This window comes from Arthrobacter sp. C2 (assembly GCA_024207135.1).
Classification (GTDB): Bacteria; Actinomycetota; Actinomycetes; order Actinomycetales; family Micrococcaceae; genus Paeniglutamicibacter.
On the sequence record CP042428.1, the window covers coordinates 2,349,241 to 2,363,761 of the forward strand.

A 14,521-nucleotide genomic window follows, 5' to 3' on the forward strand; every position below is an offset into this window, starting at 1 on the left:
CACTAGGATCTTTCGTTGACACCACCCAGTGTTCGCCGTTCCCCGATGCGGTGGGGCGCTTTTTGAAAATTGTGGATAACTTCCTGCGCCCACGACAACGGCGGCTCCAAGGTCCCCGCCCGTGGGTCCTTGAAGCCGCCCCGTGTGAAGCACGGTTGGATTTTATTGCGGGTCTGCGGCTATTCAGCTACCGGAACAGCCGAGAGCAGGCGTTCAATCAGTTCACCCGGCGCCGCTCCATTGGCCACGTAGTCGCCCACGGCTTGTTGGCGGTACTTTGCCGGGTTGTGGGAGGAAACGGTGCGGGCATTGCGCCAATGCCTGTCCAGGGCCCGGCCAGATGCCGTGGCCGAAGCCCCTCCGACCTCAAACAATTTCCCTGTGCAGCCGAGCACCGCGTCTATGACAGTGCCTTGGACACCGAAGACGTGGGCGTCGGCTGCGGCCAGCAGATCCCGGGCCTCGAACCCTACATCCATCGCAGTGCTGGCGCCGTCGAGGCTCGCGGCCGCTCCAAGCACCGTAGAACGCACCGAGGCCACAGTCCCAAAGCATTCCCCGAGCACCTGCAACGCCACCGGGTCCTGACGGGCCGGAACCGCCGGGTTGAACAGGTTGCGGCTTCTGCCGCGAACAAAGTCCGTCACTTCGCCCAGTGCCGCGGCGGCAATGCCGGCCAGTGCTGCCAAATGAACCAGCTGGTAGGTGGCGTGCAGAACGGATCCATGTGGTGCTGCGGCATTCCGCGGGGTCAGGTTTGCCGGATCCACGGCGACATCAGTAAAGACGGTGGTTCCGGATCCGGTCAGTCGTTGACCGAAACCGTCCCAGTCGTCGATGGTATTCACCCCGGAGTGCGACGTTGGCACCTGCACCGTGACGGGGGTTTCTTGGTCTCCGTCACGGTGCACCGCACTCACCAGGATCCAATCCGCGAATATCGATCCCGTGGTGTAGTACTTCGTGCCGTTGAGCAGGAGCTGCCCGTCACGCTCGGTTACTTCCGTGGCCTGCTGGGCGAAGACGCCGGTGCGCTCGCTCTCCGCGTTGCCCACCAGCTCACCCTCCGTGATCCGCGTAAACCAGGTGCGACGGAACTCGTGATTGCGATGGCTCCTGGTGAATTCGACGAACCCGATATGGCCGCGCAGGGCCTGCACTATGTTGGAATCGGCAGCACCGAGGTCCACCAGCAAGGAGAAGAATTGTTGGTGGCTCGCGCCGAATCCGCCGTGCTCTCGTGGCACCCGCAGCCTCCCGAAGCCAGCGGCCAAAAGATCACGAATCTCCGCAAAGGGTAAACGGCGCTCCCGTTCGCGTTCGATGGCACCGGCCGCGATGCGCTCAAATATCGGCCCGAAGATGCCCACCAACTCGGCTGTTTCCGCCTGGGCAGAAATGGGGTTTGCTATCAACTGGGTGTCAGCCATGTGCGAGCACCGGTTCCTTTCCACCTAACCGGTTAGGACCGAAAGCACCCCGGTATGCGGCTCCCGGGTGGTTCTTGGGCAACCTGTCCCGTCCAAAGATCTTGTTTCGCAGCGTGCCCGGTTCGTAGGCGGTCTTCGCCAGCCCGCGGGTCTGGAGCGTGGGAAGGATGCGTTCGTTGAATTCCAGGTAGGTGTCGGGCAGACGCCAGTTGATGACGTTGATGCCGTCAATTCCCGCCTGCTGCCAGGTCGAGAGCTGGTCGGCGATTTCGTCGGGGGTCCCCGCCACGACACCGCGTTCGATGCGGTTCTTGGCCAGGTCGGCGAGTGTGGGTTCACGGTCGGGTATCGCGGCGCGCAGCCAATCGACGAATCCTTGTCCCCCGTTGTTGGGGATGTTGCGCAGCTCGGTGTCCTGGGGCAGCCGGGAGCCGTCGGGCAGGATCCCCAGCGAGGAATGGGTCAGGTAGCCCACCACCGAGGTGTGTCGCTCGAGCTCCTCCCGCTTGGCTGCGACTTCCGCATGGGTCGAGCCGACAATGAAGCTGATGCCCTGGAAGAACTTGAGGTCCTCTGCCCGGCGCCCGGCACGGACCACTTCGGCCCGGGCGTTGTCGGTGTGGAGCTTGGCACCGGCCGGGTCGGGCGGGCCGATGAACACCGCCTCGGCATGCTTGGCGGCGAAGTTGATGCCGCGCGGGGAGCCGCCGGCCTGGAAGAGCAGCGGGGTGCGCTGCGGCGACGGAGACGGCAGGTGCGGTCCCTCCACCTTGTAGCGGGCACCGACGTGGTTGATCTTGTGGATCTTGGACGGATCCGAGTAGCGTCCGCCGGCTTTGTCCACCAGCAGCGCCCCTTCGTCCCAGGATCCCTCCCAGAGCTTGTAGGCGACATCCAGGTATTCATCGGCCCAGTCGTAGCGGGCGTCGTGCTCCACCAGTGCGTCGTAGCCGAAGTTGCGGGCCGCATTTTCCTGGGTGCTGGTCACGATGTTCCACGCGATGCGCCCCTTCGAGATGTGGTCGAGGGTGGAGACCTGGCGGGCGAAGTTGAACGGATGGTTCTGCATGACGTTGGAGGTGTAGGCCAGCCCGATGTCCTTGGTGGCCACGGCCAAGGCACCAAGCAGCACCGCGGGGTCGTTGGACGGGATCTGCAGGCCCTCGTGCACGTTGTCCGCGTATTGGCCGTCGGCCGGGCCGTAGAGCCCTGTGACATCCGCGAAGAACATCGCGTCGAACAGACCCTCCTCCAGGGTCTTGGCCAGCTCGATCCACAGGTTGACGTCGTTGAATTCGTGCTGCCGGGCCTCGGGGTGGCGCCACTGGCCGTGGTGGATGTGGCTGGCGGTGTTCATCAGGAAGGCGTTGAAAAGCAGGGGCTTGCTCATGCTGTGATAGTCCTTGTCGTGTTCTCATTGATCTCGAGACGGGGCAGCGACGCAAGAAGTTCTTGCGTGTAGGGATGCTCCGGTTGGTTGAAGATCTGGTCTGCGGTTCCCTGTTCGACGGCCTTGCCGTCCTTCATGACCAGCACCCGGTCGCTCATATGGTGGATGACGCCCAGGTCGTGCGAAATGAACAGGTAGCTCAATCCCAGTTGCGCCTGGAGGTTGGTCAGGAGATCAAGTACCTGTGCCTGGACCGAGACGTCCAGGGCCGAGACTGCCTCGTCGAGCACGATGACCTCGGGTTCCGGCGCCAGTGCCCGCGCGATGGCCAGGCGTTGGCGCTGTCCACCGGAGAGTTGCAGCGGATGCTTCTCCAGGTGTTCCACCTGCAGTCCGACCTGGCCGGCGAGTTCCGCCACCCGCTCGCGCCGTGTTTGGGCGGTGGTGAAGTCTTGTGGGTCCAGTGCGTCCACCAGGATGCGTTCCGCGTTCCAACGAGGGTCGAAGGAACTGAGCGGGTCCTGGTACACCACAGTGACCCTGCGGCGGCGCGGACGACGCTGATTGGTGCTCAGTGAGGACCATGGCTCGCCATCGAGCAGCACTTCCCCGGTGTCCGGTGCCAGCATGGCCAAGGCCAGCTTGGCCGTGGTGCTCTTTCCGGACCCCGATTCGCCGACAATGCCCAAGGTTTCCCCGGCGGCCAGGTTGAACGACACGTCGTGGACCACCTCGCGGCGGATCCCGTCGGGACCGTCGTAGGACTTCCCCAGGCCGCGGGCCTCGAGAACCGGCCCGGAGTTCTCCGCACGGACCCTACGTGGTCGGTCACTGGTGGCTATGATGCCCGAACGCCCCTCCTTGGTCAGCGGGGTGCCCTTGGTGTGCGCCGAGGGCACCGCGTCCAGCAGCGCGCGGGTGTATTCATGTTGCGGGTTGCCCAAGACCTCGCGCACGGGGCCCTGTTCAACGATGGCGCCTCCTCGCATCACGGCCACGTCGTCGGCCAGCCGGGAGACCACCGAGAGATCGTGGCTGATCAGGATGATCCCGGTTCCGCGGGCCTTCATGGCCGCCAGCAGATCAAGCACCTGCGCCTGTACCGTGACATCCAGTGCGGTGGTGGGTTCGTCGGCAATCACGAGCGCCGGATCCAATGCAATCGCCGAGGCGATCAGCGCGCGTTGGCGTAGGCCGCCGGATAGCTCGTCGGGACGCTGTCGGGCACGCAGGTCCGGTTGCGGCACGCCCACGCTATCCAACAATTCGATGGCCTTGCGTCGGCGGGACGCCGCGTTGCCCCAACCGTGTAGGCGCAAGGCCTCCTCGATTTCCTTTCCCACCGGGCGAAGGGGATCCAGGGAGACCAGGGCATCTTGGAGAATGAATCCAATGTCCTTTCCCCGCACCTGTCGCCATAACCGTTCCGAAAGGGTGAGTGCGTCCTGGTTTGCGACTTCCAGTTGGCCGGCTTCGACGACGGCGTTGCGACCTGGCAGGCCCACCAGGGTACGGGCGGTCACCGATTTACCGGAACCGGACTCACCCACGATGGCCAGGCAGCGACCGGCCGACAACTCCAGGGACACATTCTTCACAACGTGGTTGATCTTCTGGTGTCGGCCGGTGCCGACGGCAAAGGACACATTGAGATCGCGGACGGCAAGCAGCGTCCGGTTCGCGGATGGCGCGAGCGCGGAAACGGGTTTTTCGACAAGTACGGTCACGGCTGTGATCCTTCAAGCTTGGTCTGGAGGTGGCGTCCCAACGAGGTTGCCGCCAGGGCGAGGGCGACGATGGCAAGGCCTGGCATGACCTCGAGCCACCACGCCTTGGTGATGAACATTCGTCCGGCATCCAGCAGGGCGCCCCACTCGGGGGACGGCGGTGCCACGCCCAAGCCCAGGAAGGCCAGTCCGGATGCCCAGACGATGGACTGTCCCACGCCCAGGGTGACCACCGCGATGAGCGGCCGCATGGCGTTGGGGAAGACATGTTGGCGAAGTACCCGCCATCGGCTATGTCCCAGCGCGTGGGCCGCTTCGACGTATCCGGAGTTGCGTACGGCCAATACCTGTCCGCGGATCATGCGCGCATAGCCCGGGGCCGTTCCCAGCCCCACGGCGACGATCTGCGTGGTGACGCTTGGTCCGTAGATCGTCACAAAGAGCATGGCGAGCAGCAGCACGGGGAACGCAAAGAGCACTTCCAGGCCGCGGTTGATCAGGCCGTCGGCAAACCGGCCGCCGAGCCCGGCAGTGACGCCGAGGACCGTGGCAATCCCAATGGCCAGTCCCGTGGCGCCGAGCCCGATCAGCAGGGATTCTCGGGTTCCGTACACCACCCGGGTGTAGAGGTCGCGTCCCGACTGGTCGGTGCCGAACCAATGGTCGGAACTGGGTGCCTGCAGTGCGGCTCCCAGGTCGATGGCCAGCGGGTCGGCTCCGGTCAAAAGCCTCGGGGCCAGTGCGGCAATCACGAAGAATGCCAGAACGGCCGTGCTGATGACCGCTGCCACAGGGATACCGCCAAGCAGCGAGGCGATGGAAGTCCGGGTGTTGGTTCCGGGTTTTCCGGGCGTAAGTGTCGTGGTGCTCATGATTTCTTCAACCTCGGATCAATCAGGGTATATGCAATGTCCACCAACAGGTTTGCCAGCACGTAGATGACGGCCACAAGGATCACGATTCCGCAGACCACCGGAAGGTCCCGGGAGTTCACCGCGGTGACAAGGACCTTGCCCAAGCCGGGCCTGGTGAAGATGCTTTCGGCAATCACGGCGCCGGAGAACAGGGAACCCAATGCCCACCCGCTCAGGGTGATGCCCGGGAGCACCGAGTGGCGCAGCACGTGACGTAGGCGAACCCCGGTGTCCCCCATGCCGCGCATCCTTGCTGTCAATGCGAAGGGCTGGTCCATGCCCGACTCGAATTCGGTACGAATCACTTGGCCGAGGAAGCCCGCCAATGGGATTCCCAGTGTCAGCGCAGGCAAGAGCAGTCCGCCGATCCCGGTGCCGCCAACCACCGGGAAGAGTCCCAGGTTCAAGGCGAAGACAACCAGCAGGATGACCCCGAGCCAGTATTGGGGCAGGCCGGCGGCCAGGGCTTCAAGCCCTGACGCCACGGAGGAAAAGAATCGGTTCCGTTTCGCGGTGCCGACAATCACTAAAGTGGAGATGACCCAGGCAATCAGCAGGGAGGTAAACGTCAGCACGATGGTCGGGGCGATCTGGTCGCCGATCACCTCGGTGACGGGTTTGTGCAGCTGGTACGAGATGCCCAGGTTTCCTGTGGCGAGGTCTCCCAGGAACCGGAAGTACTGCACGAAGAGCGGATCGGTGAAGCCGTATTTCTCGTTGATGGGTGCCAACTCAGCAGCAGTTCGTTCCTGGATCTGCCCGTTGAGCTGGTTTAGCAGAAGGGTGGCCCTGTCCCCCGGCAGCAAGGACTGGATGAGGAAGGTGAACGTGGCTGCCGCCCATACGACTCCCGCCGCTGTCAGCAGCCTGGTGCCCAGGCTGCGCAGGCCTGCAATGGCGTGCCTGTCGCGCCGCCGCGGGCTGCTTGCCGGGTCTGTACCCGGTGCGAGGCCGTTCTCTCGTGTTTCAAGGATGCTCATGACGGTCTATTCGGTGAAGTAGGCGTCGTGGAACACCGGCTCGCCCTGAGAGGCTTCTAGCCAGATGTCCTTGAGCTTGGGGTTGCTCGCCACCGAGGAAGTCTGTGTGTACAGGCCCACGGCAACGGCCTGGTCACTGAGCAATTGCTGGGCCTGCCCGTAGAGTTTGTTCGCCTCGGCCGTGGTCTTCGCCGAGTTGGCCTTCAAGATGATGTCCTCGATCTCGGCATTGTTGTAGAACGTCGTGTTGGCGGGGTTTGGTTTTTTCTCGGTGTTCTGGCGGAAATTAATGTGAAGGATCCCTGCATGTGGGCTCGTCCAATAGCCCAGCTGGGCGTCGTAGCTGTCGGGCGTGGAGAACTGTCCCGAGAACAACTCGGCCTGCGTTGCCGGTACCAACGTGACCTTGAATCCGGTGGCCTTCACTTGTTCCTGCAAGTTCTGCAGGGCGGTGGCACCTTCGGCCGTGACGATGGAGTTCAGGCCAAAGACGATCTTTACTTCCAGTTCCTTGCCGTCCTTGGTGCGGGTTCCTTCCGCGGAGCGTTCGGTCCAGCCGGCCTGGTCCAGGAGCGTGTTGGCCTTTGCCGCATCAAACGGGTAATCGACAGCGACATCCGGGTTGTATCCGGGGGTGCTGCTGCTCACCGTTCCATTGCCTTCGAAAGGTACAACGCCGAGGAACGCCGAGTCCACCACTGCCTTGCGGTCGGCGCTGTAGGCAAATGCCTGGCGGACCTTCACATCGGTGAATGGACCTTCAACGGTGTTCAGCGAAAGGGTCACCGGACGGCCCGGTGTCAGGTATTGCTGGACGTCGAATTGCGACTTGGCCGTGTCGAAGTCAACGGTCGGCACCTCGCCGATGGCGTCTGATTCTCCGCTGGCCAACGAACCAAAGCGGGAGGTGTTGTCCTGGATGAATGACCAGACAACCGAATCGACGTAGGCCGGTCCTTGGTGCTTCGCATTTTGCGGTGCTGAGTTGTACGCGTCGTTGCGGTTGAACGTGATCGATTGGCCGCGCTTCCATTCACCGACGGTGAAGGGACCGGAACCGATGGGAGCCTCGCAATTTTCGGCTTCGGAACGCGTTCCGAGAGCCGTCGGGGATTGGATGCCAAAGTAGCCCTGGCTGAGCGCGGAGAGAAATGGCGTGAATGGATCGCTGAGCTTGACTTCGAGGGTCTTCGCATCGATCGCACGACTGGAGGAATAGTAGTCACCGATGTGGGCTTGGACCGTTCCGTTGCCGCCTGCCTGCCAGAATTCGAAGTTGTCGCTCACAGCCTGGGCGTCCAACGGTGTCCCGTCAGTGAATTCCAATCCGGGCTTCAACGTAAAGGTCCACGTGAGCTGGTCTTCGCTCACTTTCCACTTTTCGGCCAACCACGGAACGATCGATCCGTCCTCGGTCTGAGACACCAGGGAATCGAGCACCTGGCGGGAAAGGAAAGCCTGCTGGACCCAGCCGCCGTAGACGCATGCAGGTTCCTGCAGGTGGGCGTACCGGATGGTTCCGCCATCCACTTTTTCGCCGGTACCTGCGTTGGCGGCCGGCGTTGTCTGGCCTCCGCATGCTGCCAGGAGCAGGGAGAGCGCTGCGGCGGAGGCAGCTGCCCCCACCTTGACAGTCTTGGAACGGGAAGTCGGCTGGTACGCCGGCTGGCGGTTTTTCACGGTGGTACTCCTGCTTGTTGATGGGGGGCTTGGCCCAGGTCTCAAGGATCGAAACTTGTTTGGCGATATGTCTGAGACAGTTCTATCCGTGAGGCGGAGCGCGGCGCCAGCACCTAGACGTGGCTCCTTTGCATGGGTTCTCATCCCTCAACGCTGCGTCACATCGCGACATCGAGGACGCTTCACAAACCTGTCATATCGTCACAAGAGGACTTGTGACGACCCGGCACTTCGTAATCTTCCGGGCCCGGGTTCGCGACTGCAAACATCGATGCAGACCAGCATTGCCGGGGGCGCCAAGCCACCAACGTTCAAGATTTCTCGTGGACCAATAAGGAGTTACACCGTGAGCAAGCCACTTCACTTCAACGCATTCGTCATGAATACGACCAGCCACATCCACCATGGCCAGTGGCGCCGCCCGGACGCGGGCCAGACCGAATTCAACGACGTCAACACCTGGATCGATCTGGCCCAGACGCTCGAGGCGGCCAAGTTCGACGCCATGTTCTTTGCCGACGTCTCGGGGCTGTACGGGGATTCGGACGCGGACTTCGACGTCTACGCAAACGAAGGCCTGCAGATCCCGTCCAACGATCCCACGGTGCTCCTTGGGGCACTCGCGGTCAGCACCAAGCACATCGGCCTGGCCACCACCTCGAACGTGGTGCAGAACCATCCCTACAACTTCGCCCGGCAGATCTCCACGCTTGACCACATTTCCAACGGGCGGATCGCCTGGAACATCGTGACCGGCATCAACGACAACGCCTCACGCAACTACGGGCTGCCGCAGCTGACCGACCACGCCGAGCGCTACGCCTGGGCCGACGAGTACGTCGACGTCACCTACAAGCTCTGGGAAGGTTCCTGGGACGAGGGCGCACTGAAGAAGGACAAGGACACCGGGGTCTACTCCGACGCCGCGAAGATCCACAAGGTCTACCACGAGGGACCGCGCTACCGGGTCGAGGGACCGCATCTGCCCTCCCCCTCGCCGCAGCGCACCCCGTTGTTGTTCCAGGCCGGATCCTCGGTCTCGGGCCGGGCCTTCGCCGCCCGCAACGCCGAGGCGACCTTCATCATCGCCCCGTCCCCGGCCATCGCCGCCGAGCTGATCGCCGACACCAGGCGCCTGGCCGTCGAGTTCGGCCGCAACCCTGAAGACATCAAGTTCTTCCAGGGCTTGTCCTTCATCATTGGCGACACCGAGGAGGAAGCCAGGGAAAAGGAGGCGTACTACGACCAGTTCGTCAGCGTCGATGGCTACCTGGCCCATTCGGCCATCGTGGACAAGACCGGACGCGTCTACCCGCCCGAGACCCGCATCGCCGACCTGGACACCAACACCGGCAAGGGCTTCTCCGAATGGGTGTCCAAGCACATCACCGACCGTGAGCCGGTCGTCGCGGACATCGCCTGGCTGCAGGCCCGCAACACCCGTGTGGTGGGAACCCCGGAACAGATCGCCGACGAGATCGAGAAATGGCAGGCCGCCGGGGTCGACGGCATCAATGTCATCAACTGGGTGATCCCGGGTTCCTTCGAGGAGTTCGCCGACAAGGTCCTTCCGGTGCTGCGCGAACGCGGCCTGGCCCAGAGCGAATACGCGCAAGGAACACTGCGCGAAAAGCTGTTTGGCGAAGGTCCCCTGCTCAATGAACGCCACCCGGCGGCCGGCTACCGCGGCGCATTCGCCGCCGGTCCCACCAGCTGGGAAGAGGCCGACGCCAAGCGTTCGGTCGAAGCGGAGCTGGCCGCAGCCGGCGGCGGCCATGCCCTATAGCGCGCGACAGTCCATATAGCGGTCAAAGGTCCCGGAACCACGTGGTTCCGGGACCTTTCCGTGCTGCGTGAACTCCCACTGCCCGAAGGCACCGGGGAGATGGGGAGGGTTAGGGTTGCGGGGCGAACCCGACCGGCACCGCAGCGGCCGTCCACACGCTTCCATCCTTGGCGCTCAGTTCGAACAGCAACAGCACGCCGGTGCCGGTGCCGGGGTTTTCCCATTGAATTCTCCCGCTGAAAGGCCCCAGGTCGGGCCCGGATCCGCCCATGACGATCCCTGTTCCGAGCGGCTCCGCCGTCCCGTGGGCACGGACCTCGACGTTCACGGTCGCTTCGAAGGCGCGCGACGATCCGGAAAGCGCCACGGGGGCGCTGACCATCTCACCGGCCGCCGGCGCATCCAGCTGGATCTCGCTGCTGGTCGCCCCGATGGCATACCACTGACCGTCGGAAAGCTGCCGCAGCAAAACGGTGGTCACGGCCCCGTCCGCGACGGGACGGACCTCCAGTTCACCGGAGCGTGCGTCCCCCTGCATGAATTCGCCATAGACCGGGTCGGTGAACCCGGCGAAATCCTCGGCGAGTCCCTCGGCCGCGTCTTCCGGGGTCCCATAGCGCAGGGTGCCTCCCGGATCCGGCCAAACGACCGTCGCTGCCTCGGCGGCAGGCAGAGTCGGGGTGCCGGGCAAATCCGATGCACTCGCCGTCGGCGACGGGGTCGGGACGGAAGCGGCCGGAGAGCTGGGCAAGGCGGTGGTTTGAGGGGCCGCGGTCGTTCCCGGGCCCTCCGGGCCGGGGCCGCCGGCCTGTTGCACCAGCATGATCGCGATCCAGACAGCCGCCGCCACAAGTGCCGCGGCAAGCAGTACGATGACGGTTTTCCGGCCACGGTCGGATGGTGTTGTGTTCTCGTTCATGGCTGCACCGTAACTATCCGAGAACCACGCAAACAAGGCCGGGCAGGCCGCATTTCGGTGACGTTTTCGATGCACGCCACCGCCCCGGCAAGCGCCTGCGCCATGTCGGCGCAAGGGCTGGTTTCCCTACCTCCACGCCAGCGGATGGCCCGTTGACCCCGGACGGCTCCGGCCCGGCCACCCGTAGGCGGCCGGGCCGGAGCCGTTCACAGAATCCGAGGAGCTACTGGCCCTTCGAGGCCTCCGCGACGGCGGCGGAAACCGCCGGCATCACGCGCGGGTCAAGCGGCGAGGGAACAATGAACTCGCTGGAGAGGTCTTCCTCGGCCAGCTCGGCGATGGCGTGCGCCGCGGCCAGCTTCATTTCGGAGGTGATGCGGCGTGCACCGGCATCCAGGGCGCCGCGGAAGATGCCCGGGAAGGCCAGCACGTTGTTGATCTGGTTCGGGAAGTCCGAGCGGCCCGTGGCAACGACGGCGGCGTACTTGCGCGCCACATCCGGCATGACTTCCGGATCCGGGTTGGACAGGGCGAAGATGATCGCGTCATCGTTCATGCCGGCCAGGTCTTCCTCGAGGAACTTGGAGGAGGAGACTCCCACGACCACGTCGGCGCCGTCGAGGGCCTCGCGGATCCCGCCGATCAGTCCGTCCTTGTTGGTGATGGCGGCGAACTTGGCCTTGACGGCGTTCAGGTCGTCGCGGTCGCGGTGGATGATGCCCTTGGAATCGACAAGAACCACATCTCCCACTCCGACATTGATCAGGATTTCGGAGATCGCGATGCCGGCGGAGCCGGCCCCGGAAATCACCGCGCGCATCTGGCCCAGTTCCTTGCCGGCGACCTTGGCGGCGTTGATCAGCGCGGCCAGGACCACCACGGCGGTGCCGTGCTGGTCATCGTGCATGACCGGGCAGTCCAGTGCCTCGATGAGGCGGGCCTCGAGCTCGAAGCAGCGCGGGGCCGAGACGTCCTCGAGGTTGACAGCGCCGAAGCTGGGGCGCAGGCGCACCAGGGTCTCGACGATTTCATCGACGTTGGTGGTGTTCAGGACCAGCGGGATCGAGTCCAGGCCGCCGAATTCCTTGAAGAGCGCGCTCTTGCCTTCCATGACCGGCAGCGAGGCGGCGGCTCCGATGTTGCCCAGGCCGAGCACGGCGGTTCCGTCGGAAACCACCACGACCAGGCGCGAGGCCCAGGTGTGGGTCGCGGCCAAGGCCGGGTCCGCGGCAATGGCGCGGGAAACTTGGGCGACGCCCGGGGTGTAGGCAATGGAAAGATCGCGCTTGGTGGTCAGCGGCATCTTGGACTGGACGCTGAGCTTGCCGCCGAGGTGGGCGTCGAAGATATCGGCTTCGGTGATGGTTGCGGCGGCGTCGAGGGAAGTATCGATGGACATGAAAGTCTCCTTGAAAGTTCTGAAATGTATCGGAGCGAGGGGCGATTCAACGATCGCGGACAACGAAGAAACCGGCACAACCACATCCATGTGGTGCCTGCCTGGTTCCTTGCCTCGCTGTGCGTCTGCCGGCCGGGGGTGATGGCTGCGGCAACGGCGCACTGGTCAGTACTTTCTTTAGACCGTAGGCATCAGGATACGGCACTTCGGCGTATTTGCGCCACCGCTGGGCGCAACCAAGGGGAAATATCCGCCTGTTCCGCGGCACCCAATCGGTGCCGTCCATGGCCTTCCAACCCGGTTGCCCGGGGCCACCGGCCGCCTGGAGGCCGGCCCGAACAGGCCCCGGAGGCATGGGCCATTCGACGGGATCAACCGGCGCGGCGCACGACGGCCGCCACCTTGTTTTTCAGGGTGTGGATGAGCAGTGCTGCGAACACCGCCATGCACAATACCGCGCCGATGGCCAACGTCAGGGTGATCCCGGTGTCGGTCGAATGCATCTGAGGGCCCATGTTCGCGGCAAGCACCGCGCCGGCGACGGCCGTGCCGAACGAGCTGCCCACGGTGCGCAGGACCTGGTTGAAACTCACCGAGCTGCCCAATTCCTCCGTGGCAACGCTGCGGGCGATCAATGCCGGCATGGCCGCGTAGCTCGCACCCATGCCCAGGCCGAAGAGCAGCATCCCGAGCAGGATCTCCCACAACTGCGTGTGGGCAAACCACAGCATGGTCCCCGAGACCGCGACCACCCCGGCACCGATGGGCAACAGCGCCGTGAGCCCGATCCGGTTCGACAGGCGGCGCACGATGCGGTTGGCGGTGAAGCTGCCCACCGAGAGCGGGAACATCACGAACCCGGCCCAGAAGACGGGCAGGGCAATCCCGTACCCCGTCGAGGCGGGAGTCTGGGCGATGAGGCTTGAAATCGACAGCCCGATGTAGAGCGCTGCGCCAAGGCCCACCGCGGTGAGGTTTGCCAGGAGCACCTCGCCGTGGCGCAGCACCCGCAAGTTGATGAGCGGATGGCTTGACCGCAGCGCGGTCCTGGACCAAACGGCCAGCAGGAGCGCCGCGACCGCGAGGATCCCCACGGTTTCCGGCGATCCCCAGCCCCAGTTGGGGCCCTCGCTGATACCCAGCAGCAGTGTGCCCAGGCCCAGGCCAAGCAGGCCCGTGCCCAGATAGTCGAATGGCTCCTGGCCGGCCAATGGGTCGGGTCCGCCGGGCACCACACGGACGACCACGATGATGGCGCTGACGACAAAGAGCGCGGCAAACCAGAACGCAAAACGGAAATCCACGAGACCGGCAATGATCCCGGTCAGGGGGTAGCCGATCCCTATTCCCGTCGACACCGTGACCGAAAGGCTCGAGATCGAGGGCTGCACCTTGGACGGTTCGATGTAGCGGCGTGCCAGGGAAATCGTCACCGGAACGATCCCGTAGGTCAACCCCTGCAGTGCCCGCCCGATCAGGAAGACCGTGAAGGTCGGTGCCAGTGCCGCCAGGACCGAACCGAGAAGGATGAACCCCAATGACCACACCAGGAGCCGCTTCTTGTGGGGTCCGTCGCTCAGCCTGCCCATGACGGGCGTCGCGATGGCGCCGACGAGCAGGTTGATGGTCAGCATCCATTGGGCGGTGCTGACCGGCACCTGCATGCCGATGGCGATCGAGGGGACCAACAGCATGCCCAGCGAGCTCACGATCGCGGTGGAAAGCGCGGCATAGACCAGCGCCGGCATCAGGTTTGGGCGGGAGGTTGCAATGGCCCTAGGCATCGCGCGACTCCGGGTCGAGCTTCCGCAAGAGCGGGATCAGCGTTTCAAGAGATTGTTGTTCCGGCTGCGTGAGCCGTGCCGAGATCATTTCCTCGAGCCATTTCAGACCGGCCGCCCGCTCCTGCGCGAGCCTCGCGTGACCCGCATCGGTCAGTTCGATCCAGGTCCGGCGGCGGTCCTCGGCGTCGGGTGCCCGGCCGAGGAGGCCCATGTCCTCAAGTTCGCGTGCCGCCAGCGACACCGCCTGCGGGGTGACCCTGATGGTTGCCGCCAGCTCGGTGGTGGATGCCCGCCCATTCCGTGCCAGGTGGCTGAGGATGCCAAGTTTTCCGGTTGAGAAAGTGCTGGCGGAATTGAGGCGGCGCGCAATCGGACGGATGGCTTCGACCAGGGACAGGGACAGGGAATTTTCAGGCATGGACACTATTGTACAAGCAACTTGATCAAGTTGCTTGAGCAGTTTCAGGCTTCCGGCAGGTGCCGCCGGCCAAGGACGCGCCACACCGGCACTT

11 protein-coding genes are annotated in these 14,521 nt (G+C 64.2%); 1 reads left to right on the forward strand and 10 read right to left on the reverse strand.

The annotated features are described in order from the left end of the window. Positions 1-179: 179 nt before the first annotated feature. Genes FPY90_RS11000 through FPY90_RS11025 form a run of 6 tightly spaced genes read right to left on the reverse strand, consistent with a single transcriptional unit; the run spans position 180 to position 8,121 of the window. A complete protein-coding gene (locus FPY90_RS11000; protein ID WP_498680961.1) occupies positions 180-1,430 on the reverse strand; it encodes an acyl-CoA dehydrogenase family protein in 1,251 nt (416 codons plus the stop codon). Further along, positions 1,423-2,820, reverse strand: a complete 1,398-nt coding sequence (locus FPY90_RS11005) for an LLM class flavin-dependent oxidoreductase (RefSeq protein ID WP_498680962.1) — start codon at positions 2,818-2,820, stop codon at positions 1,423-1,425. Before FPY90_RS11005 ends, FPY90_RS11000 begins: the two co-directional genes overlap by 8 nt. Continuing rightward, positions 2,817-4,547, reverse strand: a complete 1,731-nt coding sequence (locus tag FPY90_RS11010) for a dipeptide ABC transporter ATP-binding protein (protein WP_498680963.1) — start codon at positions 4,545-4,547, stop codon at positions 2,817-2,819. The genes FPY90_RS11005 and FPY90_RS11010 overlap by 4 nt, the downstream gene beginning before the upstream one ends. Then, on the reverse strand, positions 4,544-5,419 hold the full coding sequence (locus FPY90_RS11015; protein ID WP_498680964.1) for an ABC transporter permease: 876 nt from the start codon (positions 5,417-5,419) through the stop codon (positions 4,544-4,546). The genes FPY90_RS11010 and FPY90_RS11015 overlap by 4 nt, the downstream gene beginning before the upstream one ends. Further along, positions 5,416-6,441 carry an ABC transporter permease gene (locus FPY90_RS11020; protein WP_498680966.1) on the reverse strand — a complete coding sequence of 342 codons (1,026 nt, stop codon included), beginning with the start codon at positions 6,439-6,441 and terminating at the stop codon, positions 5,416-5,418. Before FPY90_RS11020 ends, FPY90_RS11015 begins: the two co-directional genes overlap by 4 nt. 6 nt (positions 6,442-6,447) lie before the next feature. Then, complete coding sequence (locus tag FPY90_RS11025; protein WP_498680968.1) at positions 6,448-8,121, reverse strand: ABC transporter substrate-binding protein; 1,674 nt, start codon at positions 8,119-8,121, stop codon at positions 6,448-6,450. Positions 8,122-8,467: 346 nt separating this feature from the next. On the opposite strand from FPY90_RS11025, the gene FPY90_RS11030 reads away from it, so the two are divergent. Next, a complete protein-coding gene (locus FPY90_RS11030; protein ID WP_498680970.1) occupies positions 8,468-9,907 on the forward strand; it encodes an LLM class flavin-dependent oxidoreductase in 1,440 nt (479 codons plus the stop codon). A gap of 109 nt (positions 9,908-10,016) precedes the next feature. Here the strand turns inward: FPY90_RS11030 and FPY90_RS11035 are convergent, their stop codons facing one another. The 4 genes from FPY90_RS11035 to FPY90_RS11050 all read right to left on the reverse strand — a co-directional run bounded on the left by FPY90_RS11035 (position 10,017) and on the right by FPY90_RS11050 (position 14,427). Then, positions 10,017-10,826 (reverse strand): Gmad2 immunoglobulin-like domain-containing protein, encoded by an 810-nt coding sequence (locus FPY90_RS11035; protein WP_498680971.1) that lies wholly within the window; start codon positions 10,824-10,826, stop codon positions 10,017-10,019. Between the two features lie 223 nt (positions 10,827-11,049). Next, positions 11,050-12,225, reverse strand: coding sequence for an NAD(P)-dependent malic enzyme (locus FPY90_RS11040; protein ID WP_498680973.1), 1,176 nt, complete (start codon positions 12,223-12,225; stop codon positions 11,050-11,052). A 371-nt stretch (positions 12,226-12,596) separates the two neighbouring features. Then, positions 12,597-14,009, reverse strand: coding sequence for an MFS transporter (locus FPY90_RS11045; RefSeq protein ID WP_498680974.1), 1,413 nt, complete (start codon positions 14,007-14,009; stop codon positions 12,597-12,599). Next, the gene (locus tag FPY90_RS11050) at positions 14,002-14,427 is read right to left on the reverse strand and encodes a MarR family winged helix-turn-helix transcriptional regulator (RefSeq protein WP_498680976.1); all 426 of its coding nucleotides are present in this window, start codon (positions 14,425-14,427) and stop codon (positions 14,002-14,004) included. The genes FPY90_RS11045 and FPY90_RS11050 overlap by 8 nt, the downstream gene beginning before the upstream one ends. Between the last annotated feature and the right edge of the window lie 94 nt (positions 14,428-14,521).

What these genes read in the sequence shown, in the direction of transcription:
- FPY90_RS11000 (WP_498680961.1), bottom strand. Translation starts at nt 1,430, where the DNA reads ATGGCTGACACCCAGTTGATAGCAAACCCCATTTCTGCCCAGGCGGAA.
- FPY90_RS11005 (WP_498680962.1), bottom strand. Translation starts at nt 2,820, where the DNA reads ATGAGCAAGCCCCTGCTTTTCAACGCCTTCCTGATGAACACCGCCAGC.
- FPY90_RS11015 (WP_498680964.1), bottom strand. Translation starts at nt 5,419, where the DNA reads ATGAGCACCACGACACTTACGCCCGGAAAACCCGGAACCAACACCCGG.
- FPY90_RS11020 (WP_498680966.1), bottom strand. Translation starts at nt 6,441, where the DNA reads ATGAGCATCCTTGAAACACGAGAGAACGGCCTCGCACCGGGTACAGAC.
- FPY90_RS11035 (WP_498680971.1), bottom strand. Translation starts at nt 10,826, where the DNA reads ATGAACGAGAACACAACACCATCCGACCGTGGCCGGAAAACCGTCATC.
- FPY90_RS11040 (WP_498680973.1), bottom strand. Translation starts at nt 12,225, where the DNA reads ATGTCCATCGATACTTCCCTCGACGCCGCCGCAACCATCACCGAAGCC.
- FPY90_RS11045 (WP_498680974.1), bottom strand. Translation starts at nt 14,009, where the DNA reads ATGCCTAGGGCCATTGCAACCTCCCGCCCAAACCTGATGCCGGCGCTG.
- FPY90_RS11050 (WP_498680976.1), bottom strand. Translation starts at nt 14,427, where the DNA reads ATGCCTGAAAATTCCCTGTCCCTGTCCCTGGTCGAAGCCATCCGTCCG.